This is a genomic window from Yersinia thracica (assembly GCF_902170565.1).
Lineage (GTDB): Bacteria > Pseudomonadota > Gammaproteobacteria > Enterobacterales > Enterobacteriaceae > Yersinia > Yersinia thracica.
The window spans coordinates 38,820-59,491 of the sequence record NZ_CABHXX010000023.1; the positions used below are offsets into that span (position 1 = coordinate 38,820).

A 20,672-nucleotide genomic window follows, 5' to 3' on the forward strand; every position below is an offset into this window, starting at 1 on the left:
AAGTATGACGGGTATAAAATTAAACCTTAAAGCCGCTAATCACACTTTCCAACTGCACGGTTTGATCCTGCATAGCTTGAGCCGCTGCCGCCACTTGTTCCACCAGCGCCGCATTTTGCTGCGTTGAGTTATCTAGCTGATTAATCGCGAGATTAACCTGCTCAATACCCAAGCTTTGCTCTTGGCTGGATGACATTATTTCATTCATTAATGACGCCACATTGGAAACCCCGCTCATCAGGTCATCCATTGTCGTGCCCGCATCCGCCACCAGACGAGTACCAATCGTGATATCAGACACCGAGTCTTCAATCAGCTTTTTAATTTCGCGGGCAGAAGTGGCCGAACGCTGCGCCAGATTACGCACTTCAGAGGCCACTACAGCAAAGCCACGCCCCTGCTCACCGGCTCTCGCGGCTTCTACCGCCGCATTCAATGCCAAAATATTAGTTTGGAAAGCAATGCTGTCAATCACACTGATAATATCGACGATTTTCTTCGACGAATGGTTGATTGACCCCATGGTATCCACCACTTTCTTCACCACGGTGCCGCCTTTCACTGCCACCGTGGAAGCATCCATTGCCAATTTATTAGCATGGCTGGCGTTATCTGCATTTTGTTTCACAGTACTGGTCAGTTCATCCATTGAAGCCGCGGTCTCTTCAATGGAACTGGCTTGATCTTCAGTACGAGCAGATAAATCCAGATTGCCGCTGGCAATTTGGCGCGATGCCGACGCGATAGCCAGGCTGCTTTCGCCAACCTTGCGCATCATTTGCTGCAAATAGTCGATAAAATCGTTGAAACTCTGGTTAATAGCATTGAACTCCGGGCTACTGCTTAGCGGTAAACGCTGGGTTAAATCAGCGCCACCCGCAGATAATGCCGTGATATTCTGTTTCAACGCCGCCAGCCGTTTCATAAAGACGCGGATAGAAAACACCAGGAACAACAGCAATAACAACATGATAGGGATCTGCACTAATCCCAGATGCAGCAAAATGCTGTGGCTCTGTTTGACCAATAAACGGGTGGGCAGGTCAGTGACCAAATACCACGGGCTATTGGCGATGGGGCGGATAAACAGAGTGTGAGAGGTGCCATCGACGTCAAATTCATTTTCCAGTAATTTCTGATCTTTCATTTGTGGCAATAATCGCAGAGTTTCTGCCGCCATCGGTGAACTGCTGGCAAAATCTGACAGATTTTTTAATTCTGCTTTGCCGTCAGCCAGAGCGCTGCTCCCCACAATCTTGCCATCGGCTTCGACAATCAGAATGGTGCCATTGACCTTCTGTTCCATCTCTTTAACCAGGCGGTTAAAAAAACCTAAAGTGACGTCAATGGTAGAGACACCATAGACCTCGTCACCTTTATAAATCGCCATTGCACAGTTGGTTCTTGGTTGCGGGCTGGCATCGTCCTGATAGGCTTTAGCCCAAGCACAGAAGCCTTTCGGGGCATTTAAACCGTCTTTGTACCAAGGTTGCTCAAAATAATTTTGCGACTCTGGCGAGTTCCAATGAGTATTAACCGTTAACTTATTTTCCCCATTACGAGCAAAGAAAGTGCTGAATTTAACCACCCCTTGCTCACGTTTATTGGGTAATGGCCAAATCCCACCACCAAAGACATTACTGTCACCGTATTGATCCACTAACCCCAGCAATAATGGGTCAATGGTATTACTGTCCATGATGGCAACGGCCTGCGTAATACTGCGGGCTTGAGCTTCAACTTTATTCATTTGCGCCATTATTGCCGTGGCGATTTGGTCAACACTGTTGCCAACAATGGTGCTTTCAGATTGTTTGAGTTGTGGTGTTATAAAAAGCTGAATAACCACCACAGTGATTATCAGTAAAAAAATGAAAAACGCACTAACGAGTAAGGTAAATCGGGCTTGAGTGGTTTTTAGCATTATCGTGTCGCTCAATGTAATAGAGCTGGATAGCTCCAGATCTATTAACGGCATTCCACGCAAAGACTTGATAACGGAAAGAAACGATTTTTTCGTTCCTCTCCTCCGATCACAATTTCAATGTAACAAATCCGCAGATGACACCCATTTAAGTTAAATTTTAAGGAGTAGCACGTCACTCAAGTTTGTCCTACTCTGGTGATAGAGCGGTGTTATTTATTGAATAGGAGTAATTCATGTCACAGCAACCCGTTAAAATTGTTACCCTCTTGGGTAGCCTGCGTAATGGTTCCTACAATGCCATGGTGGCGCGTGCGCTGCCCAAATTAGCACCAGCCGGTGTGTCCATCGAAGCACTGCCTGCTATTCGCGACATTCCACTTTATGACGCCGATGTACAACAGGAAGATGGGTTTCCGACCACGATTGAGGCCATTGCTGAGCAGATTCGTCAGGCCGATGGGGTGATTATCGTGACACCGGAATATAACTATTCAGTCCCCGGTGGGTTGAAAAACGCCATCGACTGGCTATCCCGTTTACCTAACCAACCGCTGGCTAACAAACCCGTGGCGATTCAGACCAGCTCCATGGGGCCAATTGGTGGCGCGCGTTGCCAGTATCATTTGCGCCAAATTTTGGTTTTCCTTGATGCGATGGTAATGAATAAGCCTGAATTTATGGGTGGCGTGATTCAAAGCAAAGTCGATGAACAAACTAAAGAGCTGACGGATCAGGGAACACTGGATTTTCTGGCCAAACAGCTGGCTGCGTTTGCCACTTACATTGAGCGTGTCCGGGTAAAATAACCCGCTATGGTTACAGAACCCCCATAGCCTACGGTATTGGGGGTTTCCTCCGTATCGCGCCCCATGTTATCAATAGCCACTTTATCTTTGCGGATGTTACTCGCCCATGGCCGTTAAAATCACTGTCTGGTTTCTCCTGACCCTGATATCCACTCTCTGGCTAGGCTGGTACGGGCTAAATACACAACAAAACGAGCGAGAAGCTGAGTTTCGCACCATTCACCGCGAACTAAGCCAACAATTGGCCCAGCAGCAGGCAATTTTATTTTTGGCTCTGGAGCCGGCTCAACTGGTGCAATTGCAACGCCATTTCCCACAGTTAATCGCAATCAATCAAACACCGGCAGACCCCTCTCAGCCCGGCCAACTTACCTTGCATATTCAGGAGGGAGATTACCGGTTGGCTAACTCATACAACGGCAGTGGTTTACAGGTTAATGCCCAGAAATTACTGCAAATAGTGGGCTTACCGCCTCATTTTGACAGTTTGATATTGCGCTATCAGCAGCATCAACTCGCAATTTTGGGCCATTCGGCACCTGAAAGTTTCTGGCAGTGGCAAAAACCGGTGGGCGAAGGGGCGCAATCTTTCACTTTAATAGGTCATGCCACCCCGGTTTGGCGTGATTTACCCTGGTTCACCGCCCTGCTGCTTGCGCTGATAACAGCCGCCGCCTTATACAGTTGGCACCGTTGGCAGCAATTGGCTCAGCACCGTTTACATGCTGACCAGCGCGCCAAATTTGCTGATCAAGCCAGGCTCAATGCCATGGGGGAAATCGCCACCGGCATCGCCCATGAATTAAACCAGCCGCTCACCGCGACATTGACCTATAACCAAACCGCACTACGGTTGTTACCGCCGCAGGATGAGAAAGTCGCTCCGTTGCTGGTGGCTTCTGTCGAGCAAATCAAGCGCATTGCTGCTTTGCTCGATCGGCTGCGAACCTTACTCAGCCGTGGGCAGATAAATTTACAGCCGGTCGTGGTGGCTGATATCTGGCGGCGGGTTAATGTTTTGTTGAGCCAGGAAATAACTGCGGCGAATGTGAAAATCATCAATATTATTCCTGCCAATCTGCCCACACTCCAAAGTGACCCTTTATGGCTGGAGCAGGTTTTTCATAATTTGCTCAGTAATGCCATTCAGGCTATCCAACAGACACCGGCCCCAACAATCACTTTCACCATAAAATTTACGCCAAAACAATATGTTATTCAGATTGAGGATAATGGCCCGGGGCTTAATCGTCAGCAATTAGACAACTTATTCAGCCCCTTCTATACCACCCGAGAGAGTGGGCTAGGATTAGGGCTAACCCTGTGTGAAACATTGGTACAGCGTATGGATGGCGACATAAAAGCGAGAAACAATGAATATGGCGGCGCTTGCTTTACCCTGATTTTTCCTCTGATGACCGGGAGTACACATGACAAAACACATTTATCTGATTGATGATGATGAGGGTGTTCGTGCTGCGTTGTCCGCGTTACTCTCGACCATGGGTTGGGAGGTTAAGGCGTTCAGTAACGGCCAGATATTCCTCGATAATCTGACAGTTACCCAGCCGAGTTGTGTGCTGCTGGACATTCGCATGCCGGGTAAAAGTGGCATGACAATCTTAGAAACCATTCAAGAGCGTGATAGCGCCCTCCCGGTCATCATTATGACGGGGCATGGCAATGTTGAATTGTGCCGCCGGGCCTTTAAAGGCGGGGCGCTGGAATTTTTGACCAAACCCATTGATGCCGATGTATTGATTGAAACCATCAGCATGGCGCTGGATCAACATGAGCAGGCACTAGCGGCCTATAAGCAGCAGGCAAGCTATCAACAGTTATTCAACCAACTCTCTGCTCGTGAGCGGGAAGTCGCCACCCTGATTATTCAAGGGGAAACCAGTAAACAGGTCGCCCATATTTTGTCGATTTCTCCGCGAACTGTCGAGGCCCACCGCGCCAATATCTTTGCCAAATTAGAGGTCAACTCGCTGGCATCACTTATTCATCACTATCACTTATCCTCCCAATAATCCCCAAAGCAATTGTCGTTGCAGGTAGGCAGCCAGTGAACTCATCCCAATGAGCTTACATAAGTAAGTGATTCGGGTGCGCGAACGCAGCTAACACCCCTGCGGCGTCAAGTGCGCAGGGGATAGGTAGAAGTACCTAGCAAAACGGGTAGTAGACCGAATATTTTTTCACCACTTTTCGCCGTAGGATAGCTTTACTGTGAGGAATTCACTTTGCTAACAATAAGGATTTTATATGATCAAGCCTATTGCCCTGACTTCTGCCTTATTCATCGGCCTGATAACTCAAGCCTCTGCTGCGGGTCTGAATACTGAACGCAATATTTCTTTGGCGCTGGCCACCGATGTAGCCAGCCGTGCCCTCGCCGTTTGCCAGGCTGATGGCTATAACGTCGCGGTCACCGTCGTGGATCGCGCTGGCATCATCAAGACTGTACTGCGTGCAGATAATGCTGGCCCACATACGGTAAAAGCCAGTGAACAAAAAGCCTTTACCGCGCTGTCGACCAAAACCCCAAGTGGGCAAGTGATGGAAAACAGTCAAAAAAACCCTGCGGCGAATAACCTGAAAGATATTCCTGGTTTCTTGCTATTAGGTGGCGGAGTGCCAGTGAAAGCCGGTGATGAAGTGGTGGGTGCGATAGGTGTTGCCGGTGCGCCGGGTGGGCATTTGGATGCGCAATGTGCGACAAAAGCGCTGGAGCAAATCAGCGCTCAATTGAAGTCATAAGATTATCAATACTACGCCCCCACCCTCGGTGTCGAATATGGGGGCGTGTTCAAAATCAGTGACTCATCATAAATTATCAGTGATCAACAAACGCAATTTTCAGCACAAACAGTAGCGCAACTACGACCACGCATGGGCTGATCTCACGCCAGCGACCGGTACCTAACTTCATCAGGCAGTAAGAAATAAAGCCCAGCGCAATCCCTTCAGTAATTGAGAAGCTAAACGGCATCATCACTGCGGTGACAAATGCTGGAACCGCTTCGGTCAAGTCATCCCATTTCACACGGGACAAGCTGGATGTCATCAGCACGCCGACATAAATCAATGCACCCGCCGCTGCATAGGCAGGTACCATTCCAGCCAGCGGAGAAATAAATATCACCAACAGGAAGAGGATCCCGACCACCACGGCGGTTAAACCAGTACGGCCACCGACAGAAACCCCAGAGGAGCTTTCAATATAAGCCGTCACTGACGACGTACCAATAAACGCACCGGCAACAGAACTGATACTGTCCACATACAGCGCTTGTTTCATGCGCGGGAACTTCCCTTTATGGTCAGTTAAACCGGCTTTATCCGTCACACCAATTAATGTACCGGATGAATCAAACAGGTTAACCAGCATGAAGGAGAATATGATCCCCGCCATACCAATATTCAGCGCACCGGCTAAATCGACCTGCCCGACCACGGAGGTCACACTAGGCGGCATGGAGAAAATACCAGAGTAATGCACATCACCCAGCGCCCAGCCGATTAAAGTCGTCACGACAATCGACACCAGCACCGCAGCATGAATATTGCGTGATGCCAGAATCGCAATGATAAAGAAGCCCAATGCTCCCAACAGGACACTGTGTGAAGTCAGATTCCCCACCGCGACTAATGTATCTGGATTAGCAACCACGATACCGGCGTTTTTCAGCCCCATCATGGCAATAAACAGGCCGATACCGCTGGTAATCCCCACCCGCAAACTCAGTGGAATGTTCGCTATCATCCAGTAACGGATGCGGAAAATAGTGAGCAAAAGGAAACCGATTGCGCCCCAGAAAATAGCCCCCATGCCGACTTGCCATGAAATACCCATCGCGCCAACCACCACAAAAGCGAAGAAAGCGTTAAGCCCCATCGCCGGTGCCAGAGCGACCGGTAAGTTTGCCAATAGCCCCATAAAAATACTGCCGAAAGCAGCAATCAGACAGGTGGTAACAAACACGGCCTGCACATCCATACCCGCAACCCCTAAAATCTGTGGGTTAACGAACACGATATAGACCATGGTCAGGAAAGTGGTGATACCCGCAATCAGCTCAGTACGGGCGGTGGTGCCGTGTTGCTTTAGTTTAAAAACACGTTCGAGCAGCCCCTGCTCAGTATCAAGGTTTGGTTTACTCATTTGAGGAGTTCCGCAAAAGGGAGTGACAGTTGCGGATATCCTATAACAAAAAAACGGTTGTTTAGAGCGAGATCACACTCTATTTGGCTATTTTTTATCTGCCGTGTTGCGCAACAGGCGGCTTAATTTTAACCACCCACTATTCAACTTATTGAATTTTATTCAGTTGATATGAGTAATATTGCTAGCAGGGTAATTATGTATCGCATTCTGGGGCAGGATGGTTAAAGTGGAATGAACTTAAAACGGCATAATAAAGGATGGATTGAGTGAACCAGATTGAATGTGTCATGTTCGATTGTGATGGAACCTTGGTCGACAGTGAAGTTCTGTGTTGTCAGGCCTATGTTGTGATGTTTGCCCATTATGATATTCACTTGTCGCTGGAAGAGGTGATTAAGCGTTTTAAGGGCGTGAAACTCAATGAAATTGTTGCGCTGGTGAGTCAAGAAAACGGTCTGGATGAGCCAATAGAAAAGCTGGAGAAACTCTATCGCGATGAAGTTACTCGCTTATTTGATGCCAAGTTACAACCTATCGCCGGCGCAAAAACATTGTTAGAGCAAATAACACTGCCGGTTTGCGTGGTGTCCAATGGGCCGGTGAGTAAAATGCAGCACTCTCTGGGCTTGACCGACTTACTGCCTTTCTTTGAAGAAAGACTCTATAGCGGCTACGACATCCAACGTTGGAAGCCCGATCCCGCGTTGATTTATCATGCCGCAGAAGAGATGAAGGTCGCGGCCGAGCGCTGTATTTTGATTGAAGATTCAGCAGCCGGTACCCATGCCGGAATAGCGGCCGGGATACCGGTCTATTATTACTGTGCCGATCCGCACAATCAGCCGATTCACCACCCATTAGTCACCATGTTTGATGACATGCGGCAACTGCCTGACTTATGGCGCGCCAGAGGCTGGCAGATAACCCGAACTTAACTTGCTGGTAATACAGGTTTATTTCGCCACCAGCGCCATGAACCTTTAATGGCGCTTTGCTTATTAATGGCATGTTGGGGGCTGAAGCGGCGGTTAAGGCCATTTGCCAGTAAGTCCAGCGCCAGACATAAAACGAAATAGACCAATGCCACGAACAGGAAGACTTCCATCGGGTAAACCATACTGCGGTTATTAACCTGAGTGGCCAAAAACGTCAGTTCATTGACTCCGACGATATAAGCCAGCGAGGTATCCTTAATCAAAGAAATCCATTGATTAATAAATGATGGCACCATCATGCGCAGGGCCTGCGGCAAAACCACAAACCACAAAACTTGCCAGCGATTGAAGCCCAATGACAAACCCGCCTGCCACTGCCCCACCCCAATCGCCACAATTCCGGCTTTCACCGCATGAGCCAGATAAGCTGAAGCAATCAGTGCCAGCGCACATACCACAGTGGTGATTTCGGGGATATCCACACCAAATACAATCGGCAGTAGGAAATACGTCCAAAAAATCAACATAATCACGGGAATAGCGCGGAAAAAACCTAAAAATGCGGCTAATATTCCCGCCCAGACACCGCGGGACATCGCCAGCACCACACCCAACACCGTGCCTAAAATAGCCGATACCACACCAGCTAACAGGCTGATTAACAAGGTTAATGCAGCTCCGCCTAACGGGCCATCAGGAAATGTGCCCCACAACAGATAAGTCCAGTTATCGGCAATAATCGTAAAATCCATCTCAGTGCCCCTTAACGATGGTTCGCTGCTGACGCCACATGCCCCAGGCCTCAATCAACGCAATAATCGTGATATACAACACCGTTGCCACACCGAAAGCCTGGAATGTCCGCAAAGTTTCCGTTTCAACCTGGCGGGAAGCATAAGAAAGCTCGGCCACACCAATAGCCATCGCTAATGATGAGTTTTTAATAATATTCATATATTGGCCGAGTAATGGCGGCATGGCGATTTTCAACGCCTGCGGCAATACAACATGGCGCATAGACTGCCACCCCGTCAGCCCCAATGCATGGGCAGCATATTTTTGCCCCTTGGCAACCCCGCTGATCCCCGAGCGCAACTCTTCTGCAATAAACGCCGTGGAATAAAAGGTCAAACCGATAAAACCGGCCAAAAACTCAAAAGAAGGCCAGCCGAGAGTTAGCCCAAAAACCGTGATTTCATGGGGAGTATTAAGCCAGGGTATCCAAGATGCGGGCAGAAATTGACTGGCAGCAAAATACCAAAAGAACAACTGGATAAGCAGCGGCGTATTACGAAATAGCGTGCTGTAACCAATCGCAAACCATTGCAACCCTTTGAGTTCGCTGTCCCTGGCCGCGGCCAGTAAAAAACCCAATAGCGTAGAGGCCACCACTGTGCAGGCAGAAATCCACAACGTCAGCAGAAAACCGTTCCATAACCAGCCGAGATATTGCGGAGCCAGCAGCCAGTCAGTAAGGTGATGTAGATTCATAGGCTTTTATACCTATATTCATCTGATATCCGAATAGTACGGATGTTTACGTACACAATAAAATCCATCTTATTTTCACTACCGCGCTATGGCTAAAGTCATTGGCGTTGCAGGTAGGCAGCCAGCAAACAAATCCCGATGAGCTTACTCAAGTAAGTGATTCGGGTGACAAATCTGTTGGGAGCAGATTTGAACGCTGCTTGCAGCGGCCTCGCAGAGGCGAGGCCCAAGGATGGGCCGAGTAGTGAGCGCAGCTAACACCCCTGCAACGTCAAGGACGAAGGATATATTAGGCTTTAGGCTGTTGATCCAATGGTGCAAATTTGAAATCGCCACGTGGTTGAGCTGCTTTAGTTTCTGGCCCGAACCAGCGGTCATAAATTTTCGCGGCTTCGCCATCTTTTTCCAGTTTAACCAGCGTCTCGTTCACTTGAGCAGTTAAGCGCTCCTCCCCTTTAGGAATCCCAACGCCTTGATATTCTTTAGTAATACTGAATGGTGAGATTTCAAAATCTGCTTTTTGTGCCGCAGGCAGGTTACCCAGCAGCCCAACTAATTTTGCATCATCCTGAGTGATTGCTTGAACATTACCATTGCGCAGAGCGGTAAATGCCACCGGAGTATCATCATAGGAAATGACTTTCGCCGTTGGATAACGATCACGTAAGGTTATTTCCTGTACCGTGCCTTTATCCGCGCCGATACGCAACCCAGCGATGTCTTCTGGCGTTTTCAACACACCTTTATGGGCAATAAACTTCTGACCCGTGGCAAAGTATGGCAAGCTGAAGTTCACTTCCTTGGCGCGGTCATCCGTAATAGTGAAGTTGGCAGCAATCAGATCCACTTTTTTAGAGGTCAGTAACGGAATACGGTTAGCTGGGTTAGTTGCCCGCAGTTCAACTTTTACACCTAAATCCTTCGCAATTGCATTCGCTACATCAACATCATATCCCACCAGTTTTTTAGTCTGTGGGTCGATATAACCAAAGGGTGGGTTGCTATCGAAAACAGCAATCCGCACTACACCAGCCTGTTTAATATCATCCAGTTTATCTGCGTGAGCAGCACCAGAAAGTGTGGCCAGACCGGCTAACAGCGTGAGTGCCAGAACGCTTTTTTTGGTGGTTAGAGATTGCTTCATTGAAAGCTCCTAAGATGATTGAGATGTTGCGATACAGGTAAGCTACCAAGTCAGCGTTAGGTCAGGAAATAATATAAAACGATATATTTATAACTAAATCATCTCAGGGGATAAGTTTACTTATATTGAAAGAAAAAGTGAAATCATGGGCGGGGAAAACGGGCGATTATGGCCGTGAATCCCCGGCCAAACCGCATTTTTAGCGCGTATGAGTAACAACCCTCCCCACAGAGCTATCTACCGCTTAACACTATTTAATTGGTTGTTTCTTCTGCTTTTATCTTTTCGTGATGATTTGCAGTAGTGGGTTTAACTTTCGTCTTTGTCAGACTCGCAGGATCTTCGGTAATCTCTGACTGACCAATGAAAACACCGCCTTTCTTGATGGAGAAATTACTGCCTTTTACAATGCCGTTTAACCGACCATTCTCCAAAATTTCCAAATGATCGGAAACACAAACCCCCTCGACCCTCCCATCAACCGTAATGTGAGGGGCGGTTAAATTCCCTTCAATATGACCACTGCGCATCAATCTTAGAGTGCCTTCATTGACGGCAATATCACCGATGACAACACCATAAATTTGAATATCGCCATCAAGATTAATATTACCTTTTAACTTTGTTCCCACCGCTATAATCGTATTTGTCTTCGCGGAGTCTGATGGCGAACCCGATAATGGGGCCGAAGAGGGTAGAGAAGAGTTGGCCATAATAGACACCTTGTCATGACTGCTTGCTTTCTTTTTAAACATAATATTTATCAGAATAAAAATGAGGAATAAAGTAGGAGCAAGAAGAAGATAAAAAAATAAATTGTAGACTATATAGCTAACTAAACATGCACCCCAGACCACCCACAGCAGGCTAAGAGCGACATTCTTTGGCATATACAGACGTATGTTCACTTATCCCGCCCAATGTAAACGCATATTAAAAATCACATATGCTTATGTAGATAAATATTAAAATCACCATTAAATGATAATAAGGAAGTATTCTTTCCTCCTAAAGGAACTTACATTTCCTCAAAACAATAAAACCATTTAAATATATGCCTACAAAGCAACACAATACGGTTTCATTATGTCAATCAATGGGTGATTAAATATAAACAGAGATAAAACGAGAATGATTTAGCTTAATAAACTAATAAGAGGGCGGCCAAGGCGGGAGAGATAATTTATAAAAACAACCCCCAATCAAGCAGGAATGCTTAATCTGATTGGGGGAAACAGGTTACTTTTCAGCTTTATTAGAAAGCAGTTTTTCTAAATCATCGCCACCTAAGTGACGGAAATCCTGACCTTTAACAAAGTAGAAGATAAATTCGCAGATATTCTGGCAGCGGTCGCCAATGCGTTCAATCGAACGGGCGCAAAACAATGCTGTCAGCACACTTGGGATAGTTCGCGGATCTTCCATCATATACGTCATTAACTGGCGCACAATGCCTTCATATTCCTGATCGACTTTCTTATCTTCGCGATAGATTCGGATAGCTTCATCCAAATCCATACGGGCAAAGGCATCCAGAACATCATGCAGCATCTGTACAGTATGACGGCCTAAAGACTCCAAACTGACCAGTAAAGGCTGGTGTTGATGAGAGAATTTCTCCAGCGCAGTACGGCAGATTTTATCCGCCACATCACCGATGCGCTCTAGCTCAGAAATCGTCTTGATGATGGCCATCACCAGACGCAAATCACTCGCCGTTGGTTGGCGTTTGGCAATGATGCGCACACAGGCTTCATCAATAGCCACTTCCATCATATTGACCTTTTTATCGCCAGCAATGACCTGTTTTGCCAACTCGCCGTCCTGATTGTGCATGGCGGTGATCGCGTCAGATAATTGTTGTTCCACCAGCCCGCCCATGGTCAATACTTGGGTGCGGATATGTTCAAGTTCTGCATTGAACTGGCCGGAAATATGTTTATTGAGATTCAAGTTATCCATGAGACTTCCCGTACATGTAAATAGACGAAATTGATGTGGTATGGATCTATCCCAGTAGGCGTAATTGTTGCAGTCAGTTTGAACACGGACAGCGCGGAAGAACCGGAGCGTACACGTAGTACGTGAGGATCTGAGCACTGCCCTGGTTCAAAATGGCAAATAAAATAGCCATAATGGGGTAGATTCTTCAGCCATAGCGACCAGTAATATAATCTTCCGTCTGTTTCTGCTGTGGCGCGGTAAACAGGGTGTCGGTATCACTGAATTCAATTAACTCGCCCAGATACATAAATGCCGTGTGATCTGAACAGCGAGCCGCTTGCTGCATGTTGTGAGTCACAATTACCACCGTATAGTCAGACTTCAACTCACTGATAAGCTCTTCAATACGGCCAGTCGAGATAGGGTCAAGTGCCGAGCAAGGTTCATCCAGCAACAACACATCAGGACGAATCGCGATACCACGGGCGATGCATAAACGCTGCTGCTGGCCCCCCGACAAACTGTATCCGCTCTGGTGCAACTTATCTTTGGTCTCATTCCACAAAGCGGCTTTGGTCAGCGCCCATTGCACGCGCTCATCCATCTCGGCGCGAGATAGGTTCTCAAACAGTTTCACACCAAAGGCGATGTTATCGTAAATCGACATTGGGAATGGGGTTGGCTTTTGGAAAACCATGCCAACTTTTGCCCGCAACAACGCAATATCTTGTTTATCGGTCAGAATATTCTGCCCATCCAGCAAAATGTCGCCTTCAGCGCGCTGATCCGGATACAACTGATACATTTTATTGAATGTACGCAGCAGTGTTGATTTACCGCAGCCTGATGGGCCGATGAATGCTGTGACCTGGTTTTTGGCAATATCCAGCGAAATATTCTTCAGTGCATGAAATTTGCCATAGTAGAAGTTCAGATCGCGAACCTGAATTTTGCTGTTGTTGATGTCAGTAGCCATACTCATCAAGACTTCTCTCTTTTAGCCAATGCCGCCGTAGCTGCATTTTGGAATTGATTGGCGAATCGGGTTTTTCTTTGCTAATTAAGGGCTTTTTCTCAGCCGATTAATACTTTTTCTTAGCGAAAATAACGCGAGCCACAATATTCAGTAACAGCACACACAGGGTTATCAAAAGCACCCCAGCCCATGCCAGTTGTTGCCATTCAGCAAACGGGCTCATGGCAAACTTAAAGATAGTGACCGGTAAGTTAGCAATTGGCCGACTCAGATCGGTACTCCAGAACTGGTTGGAGAGCGAGGTGAACAGCAAAGGCGCGGTTTCACCGGCAATACGCGCGACTGCCAACAAGATGCCCGTCAAAATACCGGAGATAGACGCTTTCAAGGTAATGGCCGATATCATGCGCCATTTGGGTGTTCCCAATGCATAAGCCGCTTCGCGCAAGCTATCCGGTACCAATTTCAGCATGTTTTCAGTGGTGCGAATGACAATAGGGATTTGTAACAGCGCCAGCGCAATCACCCCAGCCCAACCGGAGAAATGCTCCATCTTGGCAACCACGATGGTGTAAACAAACAAGCCGACAACAATAGAAGGGGCTGATAACAAAATGTCATTTATAAAGCGGGTGATTTCCGCCAACCAGGATTTACGACCATATTCCGCCAGATAAATCCCCGCCATAATTCCCAATGGGGTACCAATGACGGTTGCCCACAGAATTAATAATCCGCTCCCCGCAATGGCGTTAGCCAAGCCCCCACCCGCGGTGTTGGGCGGAGGTGTCATTTCGGTAAACAACGCCAAAGACATACCGTCGATACCTTTGGTCACAGTAGAGAACAAAATCCACACCAACCAGAACAGGCCAAACGCCATGGTGGCCATTGAAAGCAATAAAGCAATGCGGTTCTTTTGACGACGCCAGGCCTGCTTTTTACGGCGGGTTTCCATCAGCGTCGCATCACTTTGCATATCCATCGTCGCCATCTTAGCGCCCCTCTTTCTTAGCCAGACGCAAAACCATTAACTTTGATATTGCCAGTACGATAAAGGTAATGACGAATAAGATCAGGCCCAGTTCCATCAACGCGGCGGTATGTAAGCCAGATTCAGCTTCAGCAAACTCATTCGCCAGCGCGGAGGTAATACTGTTGCCCGGCATAAACAGCGAGAAGCTGTCGAGCTGGTAGGTGTTGCCGATAATAAAGGTTACCGCCATGGTTTCACCCAACGCACGGCCCAACCCCAACATCACGCCACCAATAACACCATTTTTGGTATAAGGCAGCACAATGCGCCAAATCACTTCCCAAGTGGTGCAGCCAATACCATAGGCCGACTCTTTCATCATCACCGGGGTTTGTTCGAAAACATCGCGCATCACCGCTGCAATGTAAGGAATAATCATGATGGCCAAGATGATGCCAGCGGCCAGAATGCCGATACCAAAAGCGGGGCCAGAGAACAATACGCCCACAATCGGGATGCCGGACATCACATTGCCGACCGGCTCTTGGAAATAGCGTGCAAATAGCGGAGCGAAGACAAACAAGCCCCACATCCCGTAAACAATACTGGGGATCGCGGCCAGTAATTCAATCGCCACACCCAGTGGGCGTTTTAACCAGTTCGGGGCCAATTCAGTTAAAAACAGAGCAATACCAAAACTGACCGGAACCGCGATGAGTAGGGCAATAACCGAGGTCACAACCGTGCCGTAAATCGGCACTAATGCACCAAACTGTTCAGCCGGCGCATCCCACTCTTTGGTCCACAGGAAAGCCCAACCAAATTTCTCAATGCTTGGCCAGGAAGCAATTATCAATGAAACGATAATGCCGCCCAACAGAAATAGCGTAATCAGCGCAGCCAGTTTAACTAGCGCGCTGAAAATGATGTCACCATATTGACTCGGTGCTTTGATTGTCGGCTTGTTCGCAGCCATAAACTCTCTTCTCATCCGGGTGTTATACCCTTCATATTTCAAGCTGCATATGCGTTGGCTGCTTTCGTTCCCCCCAGTCACTTACTTATGTAAGCTCCTGGGGATTCGCTCAATTGCCGTCTTCCTGCAACTCGAACTATTTAGGGTATATATTGAATCAATATTTCATAAACCGCTTGTTGCCAGTAAATCAGAAGATTGGCTTACCGCTGCTATCTTTAATCTGAGTTTTCCAGGCCGCACGGACTTGCTCAACAACTTCAGCTGGCAATGTTGCATAATCCAGCTCGTTGGCTTGTTTAGCGCCGTGTGTGTAACCCCAGTCAAAGAACTTCAATACTTCAACGCCGTTAGCCGCATTTTTCTGCTCTTTATGCACCAAGATGAAAGTTGTTGATGTAATTGGCCAAACATCATCACCTTTTTGGTTGGTTAAGTCTTGAGCAAATGTTTTGCTCCAGTCCACACCTTTCGCCGCAGAGCTAAAGCTGTGCTCAGTTGGGCTAACAGGTTTGCCATCCGCAGAAATCAGTTTGGTGTAAGCCAGGTTATTCTGTTTGGCGTAAGCATATTCTACATAGCCAATAGAGCCAGGTAGGCGCTGTACAAAGGCGGCGATACCGTCGTTACCTTTGCCACCCAAACCAGTCGGCCAGTTAACAGTCGAACCTGCGCCTACTTTTTCTTTCCATTCTGCGTTCACTTTAGCCAGGTAGCTGGTGAACACGAATGAAGTGCCGGAACCGTCAGCACGACGCACCACAGCAATATTTTGATCTGGCAATTTAACGCCCGGGTTCAGCTTAACAATAGCCGGGTCATTCCACTTTTTCACATTACCCAGATAAATATCACCCAGTGTTTTACCGTCTAATGTCAGTTCACCGGATTTAATGCCAGGGATATTCACGGCCAACACTACGCCGCCAATCACTGTTGGGAATTGGAACAAACCTTCAGCCGCCAGTTTTTCGTCTGCCAATGGCGCATCAGACGCACCGAAATCAACCGTATTGGCAATAATTTGTTTTACGCCGCCTGAAGAACCGATCCCCTGATAGTTAACTTTGTTACCTGTTTCTTTCTGATAAGAATCTGCCCACTTGGCATACACCGGTGCGGGGAATGTCGCACCTGCACCCGTCAGGCTTGCAGCAGCGAACGCGGACACAGTGGTCATAGATAAAGTCGCTGCCACAATGCTGGCTACGGTGGTACGCATCAGTTTCATAATCCCTCCTAATGGGATATTAGAATTAACTCTATAATGTATTCATCAGATTAAGTATGGTGCAGGAGGGAAAATAGGACAGTTTAATGACAGAAAAATGTACGAAATATTACAGTTATATGACAACACACAAGAATCCATCCAACACTTTGATTTTATTTATTTTTAATGTTTTTTAGTTTAAAAATAAAACTCAAAAAGTCAGGGTTTAAGTTAAAAGGGGATAATTGGCACTCATATTTATGACATTAGAAATGGGTGTTCGCAACTAGTCTCCTATCGTATCATTGCTCACTAAAGCCCCCTTATAATTATCATGAGTTACTAAATTCATCATGAGTCTTACGCCACCTTGAGTTATTTCCCCATAGCACTGAACGACACTGAGCGGGTACTGTTGAGGCATTCATGCTTTTCGCATTATCTATTCATGTCCATTTAGGCCAATATTTTATCGGTTTTTTGCAGCGATGCTTAGGATCTTGGCGTTTAGCTATTTTGCCAACACCCGGTAAGTTTTACCTAAGAAATAATAATGAAAAGAGACAGAAGAAATGACTAACAGTAATCACATCAACACCGCTGAAGAGCCAGGCGATCAACTGCGTGTAGCCCAAGTGCTTAAATCACCCAAGTTAATGGCGCGTGAGTGTCTGGCTGGTGTTGTCACCGCGCTGGCACTCATTCCTGAAGTCATTTCATTTTCTGTCATTGCTGGCGTCGATCCGAAAGTAAGTTTGGTTGCATCTATTGTTCTGTGTTTGACGCTATCTATTCTCGGAGGGCGACCCGCAATGGTCACCGCCGCTGCGGGTTCAGTGGCATTAGTCATCGGCCCAATGGTTCATATACATGGCGTCGAATACATACTGCCCGCAGTAGTGTTGGGAGGGATAGTTCAAATCCTGTTCGGCATTACCGGATTATCTCGCATGATGCGTTATATCCCGCGCTCGGTGATGATCGGTTTTGTTAATGCATTGGGTATCTTGATATTTTTCGCTCAGATACCCCATGTCTGGGGGCAATCGAGCCTGGTATGGGGGATGCTTGTCATTACCCTGCTCATTGTCTTGCTGCTCCCGCGCATACTTAAAAGCGTTCCCTCACCACTTATTGCCATCGTGGTCGTCACCGTAGTGGCTTTGTTGATGGGCTACCGACTACCCAATGTCGGCGATGAAGGGCCGATGAGTGGCGGCTTGCCAGGATTCACCCAGCTTTTGGTTCCTCTGAATTGGCAAACACTCCACATTGTATGGCCAACAGCTTTAAGCATCGCTTTTGTCGGGTTAATGGAGTCGCTGTTAACGGCAAAGCTGGTAGATGACATTACAGATACCCCATCAAGCAAGCGCCGTGAGTCATGGGGCCTTGGTGTCGGTAATATTCTCGCCGGTTTTTATGGTGGCATCGCGGGTTGTGCCATGATTGGCCAGACTATCGTCAATGTTGAATTAGGCAAAGCCCGGAGCCGAGTTTCAACTTTCGCGGCAGCCGTGGTTCTGCTGTTACTGGTGACAGGTCTGAGCAAAATTTTGGCACAAATCCCTATGGTGGTACTCGCGGGCATAATGATGGTTGTCGCAGTAAAAACGGTTAACTGGCATAGCTTGCAAACAGCAACCCTCAAGCGTATGCCTTGGTCAGAAACACTGGTGATGGTGCTAACTGTAGTGATGACTGTCTGGACGAGTAACCTCGCGCTCGGTGTATTGGCCGGAGTTATTGTTGCCATGGTGCTATTTGCACGCCGCATAGCCCATGTTATTCACGCCGAACGTACATTAAGTGACGATGGTGAGAGTGTTCGCTATACCGTAAGCGGCCCACTATTTTTTGCCAGCAGTAACGACCTGTTCGAGCATTTCGAGTATGCCAATGACCCCAAACGAGTCGTCATAGACCTGACGCATGCACAAATCTGGGATGCTTCCACCGTTGCTGCTCTGGATGGTATCGAGTATCGCTATAAACGTTATGGCGCAGATGTAACTATTGAAGGGCTGGATATGCGCAGCAGCGATTTTCATCGTCGCCTGACAGGAAATTTAAGCTAATCATAAAAAAATCCGGTGATAGGGTTTAAATCGCATCACCGGATTTTTAAATTTACTGCTGTTTTATCATCCTACGAAATTTATAGGATTTGGGTCGCAGATTACTCAACCGTCACTGATTTTGCCAGGTTACGTGGCTGATCCACATCGGTGCCTTTAATCAGCGCAACATGGTAAGCCAGCAATTGTAGTGGCACGGTGTAGAAGATAGGGGCAATAATTTCTTCCACATGCGGTAACTGAATGATTTTCATGCCTTCGCTATCAGTAAAACCAGCATCTTGATCGGCAAATACATACAACAAACCACCACGCGCACGCACTTCTTCAATGTTAGATTTCAGTTTTTCCAACAATTCATTATTTGGCGCAACCACAATGACCGGCATATCAGCATCAATCAATGCCAATGGCCCGTGCTTCAATTCACCCGCTGCATAAGCTTCTGCATGAATATAAGAAATCTCTTTCAGTTTCAGCGCACCTTCCATCGCAATCGGGTATTGATCACCACGGCCAAGGAACAATGCATTGTGCTTATCAGAGAAACCTTCAGCCAGTGCTTCGATGGTTTTATCCAGAGACAGCATCTGCTCAATACGCGCAGGCAAAGCCTGTAATGCATGAACAATGTTGTGCTCTAAACTGGCATCAGCGCCTTTCAGCTTGCCAATACGCCCCACCAGCATCAATAACACGGTCAACTGAGTGGTAAAGGCTTTGGTTGAGGCCACGCCAATCTCAGTACCGGCTTTAGTCATCAAGGCTAAATCTGATTCGCGCACCAGCGAAGAACCGGCGACATTACAAATGGCCAGAGAACCTAAATATCCTAACTCTTTGGATAAACGCAGAGCAGCCAGTGTATCGGCGGTTTCACCAGATTGTGACAAGGTGATCAGCAGGCTATTAGGGCGTACAGCAGATTTGCGGTAGCGGAATTCGGATGCAATTTCTACATCGCACGGTACACCGGCTAATGATTCAAACCAATAACGCGAAACCATCCCTGAGTTGTAAGAAGTACCGCAGGCAATGATTTGGATATGTTGGACGTCAGCCAGCAAAGCATCGGCCTTAGGGCCAAGCTCGGATAAATCAATCGCCCCGTGGTTTAAACGGCCTTCCAGCGTGTTTTTAATCGCCATTGGCTGTTCATAAATTTCTTTCTGCATGTAATGGCGGTAAACACCTTTATCACCGGCATCATATTGCACCTGAGATTCGATTTCAGGACGCTCAATAGCATTACCCTGCTTATCAAAAATGGCGATGCTACGGCGAGTGACTTCAACCACGTCACCCTCTTCCAGGAAGATAAAGCGACGGGTGACTGGCAACAAAGCCAGTTGGTCGGAGGCGATAAAGTTTTCACCGACACCACAACCAATAACCAATGGGCTACCTGAACGTGCTGCTACCAAGCGGCTTGGATCACGGCTATCCATCACAACCGTGCCGTAAGCGCCACGTAATTGCGGGATCACCCGCTGAACCACTTCCAGCAATGAACCGCCCTGTTGTAGCTCCCAATGCACCAGATGAGCAATAACTTCAGTATCAGTTTCAGAACTGAAACGGTAGCCACGGCTAATCAATAACTCACGTAAAGGTTCGTGATTTTCGATAATGCCGTTATGAACGACGGAGATGTAGTCCGAAGCATGAGGGTGCGCATTGGCCTCTGATGGCTCACCATGAGTGGCCCAACGAGTATGTGCAATCCCAGTTCCGCCATGTAAATCTTGGCTTTCGGCCGCATCAGATAGCGCCTGAACTTTACCCACCCGACGTAAACGAGTCAGATTACTGTCAGCATCCACTACAGCCAAACCAGCTGAGTCATAGCCACGGTATTCAAGACGACGTAAACCTTCGATCAGAATCTCAGCGATATCACGTTGCGCTACTGCGCCAACAATTCCACACATCTGTTTTATTCCTATGTAAGATTCTTTTAGAACCTTGTCGATGTCAGTGACCTGAATTTCCGGATTTTCCGGGTTCCCCGAGCCTGTAGAGTTGGGGATTATTA

18 protein-coding genes are annotated in these 20,672 nt (G+C 47.4%); 6 read left to right on the forward strand and 12 right to left on the reverse strand.

The genetic code is table 11. From position 1 onward, the window contains the following. Positions 1 to 19: 19 nt before the first annotated feature. Positions 20 to 1,924, reverse strand: a complete 1,905-nt coding sequence (locus tag FTA91_RS02905; RefSeq protein ID WP_186366582.1) for a methyl-accepting chemotaxis protein — start codon at positions 1,922 to 1,924, stop codon at positions 20 to 22. Between the two features lie 236 nt (positions 1,925 to 2,160). Here FTA91_RS02905 and FTA91_RS02910 point away from each other — a divergent pair, with 236 nt between their 5' ends. From FTA91_RS02910 to FTA91_RS02925, 4 genes are all read left to right on the forward strand, one after another. After that, on the forward strand, positions 2,161 to 2,733 hold the full coding sequence (locus FTA91_RS02910; RefSeq protein WP_050113358.1) for an NADPH-dependent FMN reductase: 573 nt from the start codon (positions 2,161 to 2,163) through the stop codon (positions 2,731 to 2,733). Positions 2,734 to 2,839: 106 nt separating this feature from the next. Continuing rightward, on the forward strand, positions 2,840 to 4,189 hold the full coding sequence (locus tag FTA91_RS02915; protein WP_050113359.1) for a sensor histidine kinase: 1,350 nt from the start codon (positions 2,840 to 2,842) through the stop codon (positions 4,187 to 4,189). Next, positions 4,164 to 4,766, forward strand: a complete 603-nt coding sequence (locus tag FTA91_RS02920) for a response regulator transcription factor (protein WP_050113360.1) — start codon at positions 4,164 to 4,166, stop codon at positions 4,764 to 4,766. The genes FTA91_RS02915 and FTA91_RS02920 overlap by 26 nt, the downstream gene beginning before the upstream one ends. Before the next feature lie 235 nt (positions 4,767 to 5,001). Then, the gene (locus FTA91_RS02925; protein ID WP_050113361.1) at positions 5,002 to 5,496 is read left to right on the forward strand and encodes a GlcG/HbpS family heme-binding protein; all 495 of its coding nucleotides are present in this window, start codon (positions 5,002 to 5,004) and stop codon (positions 5,494 to 5,496) included. A 76-nt stretch (positions 5,497 to 5,572) separates the two neighbouring features. On the opposite strand, the gene FTA91_RS02930 is transcribed toward FTA91_RS02925, so the two are convergent. Continuing rightward, positions 5,573 to 6,901, reverse strand: coding sequence for an NCS2 family permease (locus FTA91_RS02930; protein WP_038637709.1), 1,329 nt, complete (start codon positions 6,899 to 6,901; stop codon positions 5,573 to 5,575). A 269-nt stretch (positions 6,902 to 7,170) separates the two neighbouring features. On the opposite strand from FTA91_RS02930, the gene yieH reads away from it, so the two are divergent. Further along, a complete protein-coding gene (gene yieH, locus FTA91_RS02935; RefSeq protein ID WP_050113362.1) occupies positions 7,171 to 7,839 on the forward strand; it encodes a 6-phosphogluconate phosphatase in 669 nt (222 codons plus the stop codon). On the opposite strand, the gene FTA91_RS02940 is transcribed toward yieH, so the two are convergent. The 9 genes from FTA91_RS02940 to pstS all read right to left on the reverse strand — a co-directional run bounded on the left by FTA91_RS02940 (position 7,836) and on the right by pstS (position 16,577). Beyond that, entirely contained in the window at positions 7,836 to 8,591 is a 756-nt protein-coding gene (locus tag FTA91_RS02940; RefSeq protein WP_050113363.1) for an amino acid ABC transporter permease, read from the reverse strand. The genes yieH and FTA91_RS02940 overlap by 4 nt on opposite strands. Position 8,592: 1 nt before the next feature. Further along, complete coding sequence (locus tag FTA91_RS02945) at positions 8,593 to 9,330, reverse strand: amino acid ABC transporter permease (protein WP_050113364.1); 738 nt, start codon at positions 9,328 to 9,330, stop codon at positions 8,593 to 8,595. A gap of 289 nt (positions 9,331 to 9,619) precedes the next feature. Continuing rightward, positions 9,620 to 10,474: an ABC transporter substrate-binding protein gene (locus tag FTA91_RS02950; RefSeq protein ID WP_050113365.1), complete on the reverse strand. Its 855-nt coding sequence runs from the start codon at positions 10,472 to 10,474 to the stop codon at positions 9,620 to 9,622. 254 nt (positions 10,475 to 10,728) lie between these two features. Beyond that, the gene (locus FTA91_RS02955; protein ID WP_050113397.1) at positions 10,729 to 11,337 is read right to left on the reverse strand and encodes a bactofilin family protein; all 609 of its coding nucleotides are present in this window, start codon (positions 11,335 to 11,337) and stop codon (positions 10,729 to 10,731) included. Positions 11,338 to 11,713: 376 nt separating this feature from the next. Then, positions 11,714 to 12,436: a phosphate signaling complex protein PhoU gene (gene phoU, locus FTA91_RS02960; protein ID WP_038637723.1), complete on the reverse strand. Its 723-nt coding sequence runs from the start codon at positions 12,434 to 12,436 to the stop codon at positions 11,714 to 11,716. 187 nt (positions 12,437 to 12,623) lie between these two features. Continuing rightward, positions 12,624 to 13,400, reverse strand: coding sequence for a phosphate ABC transporter ATP-binding protein PstB (gene pstB, locus FTA91_RS02965; protein WP_145534696.1), 777 nt, complete (start codon positions 13,398 to 13,400; stop codon positions 12,624 to 12,626). Between the two features lie 100 nt (positions 13,401 to 13,500). After that, positions 13,501 to 14,388, reverse strand: coding sequence for a phosphate ABC transporter permease PstA (pstA, locus tag FTA91_RS02970; RefSeq protein ID WP_050113366.1), 888 nt, complete (start codon positions 14,386 to 14,388; stop codon positions 13,501 to 13,503). 1 nt (position 14,389) lies between these two features. Beyond that, entirely contained in the window at positions 14,390 to 15,346 is a 957-nt protein-coding gene (pstC, locus tag FTA91_RS02975) for a phosphate ABC transporter permease PstC (protein WP_050113367.1), read from the reverse strand. Positions 15,347 to 15,536: 190 nt separating this feature from the next. After that, positions 15,537 to 16,577, reverse strand: coding sequence for a phosphate ABC transporter substrate-binding protein PstS (pstS, locus tag FTA91_RS02980; RefSeq protein WP_050113368.1), 1,041 nt, complete (start codon positions 16,575 to 16,577; stop codon positions 15,537 to 15,539). Positions 16,578 to 17,131: 554 nt separating this feature from the next. Here pstS and FTA91_RS02985 point away from each other — a divergent pair. Further along, entirely contained in the window at positions 17,132 to 18,637 is a 1,506-nt protein-coding gene (locus tag FTA91_RS02985; protein WP_050113369.1) for a SulP family inorganic anion transporter, read from the forward strand. 101 nt (positions 18,638 to 18,738) lie between these two features. Here FTA91_RS02985 and glmS read toward each other — a convergent pair whose 3' ends face one another. Then, entirely contained in the window at positions 18,739 to 20,568 is a 1,830-nt protein-coding gene (gene glmS, locus FTA91_RS02990; protein ID WP_050113370.1) for a glutamine--fructose-6-phosphate transaminase (isomerizing), read from the reverse strand. Positions 20,569 to 20,672: the final 104 nt, after the last annotated feature.

Bases quoted from the DNA above. Each gene is read 5' to 3' on its own strand.
- phoU (WP_038637723.1), bottom strand. From the start codon at position 12,436: ATGGATAACTTGAATCTCAATAAACATATTTCCGGCCAGTTCAATGCA.
- FTA91_RS02915 (WP_050113359.1), top strand. From the start codon at position 2,840: ATGGCCGTTAAAATCACTGTCTGGTTTCTCCTGACCCTGATATCCACT.
- FTA91_RS02920 (WP_050113360.1), top strand. From the start codon at position 4,164: ATGACAAAACACATTTATCTGATTGATGATGATGAGGGTGTTCGTGCT.
- pstC (WP_050113367.1), bottom strand. From the start codon at position 15,346: ATGGCTGCGAACAAGCCGACAATCAAAGCACCGAGTCAATATGGTGAC.
- FTA91_RS02925 (WP_050113361.1), top strand. From the start codon at position 5,002: ATGATCAAGCCTATTGCCCTGACTTCTGCCTTATTCATCGGCCTGATA.
- pstA (WP_050113366.1), bottom strand. From the start codon at position 14,388: ATGGCGACGATGGATATGCAAAGTGATGCGACGCTGATGGAAACCCGC.
- pstS (WP_050113368.1), bottom strand. From the start codon at position 16,577: ATGAAACTGATGCGTACCACCGTAGCCAGCATTGTGGCAGCGACTTTA.
- FTA91_RS02985 (WP_050113369.1), top strand. From the start codon at position 17,132: ATGACTAACAGTAATCACATCAACACCGCTGAAGAGCCAGGCGATCAA.
- FTA91_RS02930 (WP_038637709.1), bottom strand. From the start codon at position 6,901: ATGAGTAAACCAAACCTTGATACTGAGCAGGGGCTGCTCGAACGTGTT.
- FTA91_RS02910 (WP_050113358.1), top strand. From the start codon at position 2,161: ATGTCACAGCAACCCGTTAAAATTGTTACCCTCTTGGGTAGCCTGCGT.
- pstB (WP_145534696.1), bottom strand. From the start codon at position 13,400: ATGAGTATGGCTACTGACATCAACAACAGCAAAATTCAGGTTCGCGAT.
- glmS (WP_050113370.1), bottom strand. From the start codon at position 20,568: ATGTGTGGAATTGTTGGCGCAGTAGCGCAACGTGATATCGCTGAGATT.
- FTA91_RS02950 (WP_050113365.1), bottom strand. From the start codon at position 10,474: ATGAAGCAATCTCTAACCACCAAAAAAAGCGTTCTGGCACTCACGCTG.
- FTA91_RS02945 (WP_050113364.1), bottom strand. From the start codon at position 9,330: ATGAATCTACATCACCTTACTGACTGGCTGCTGGCTCCGCAATATCTC.
- FTA91_RS02940 (WP_050113363.1), bottom strand. From the start codon at position 8,591: ATGGATTTTACGATTATTGCCGATAACTGGACTTATCTGTTGTGGGGC.
- FTA91_RS02905 (WP_186366582.1), bottom strand. From the start codon at position 1,924: ATGCTAAAAACCACTCAAGCCCGATTTACCTTACTCGTTAGTGCGTTT.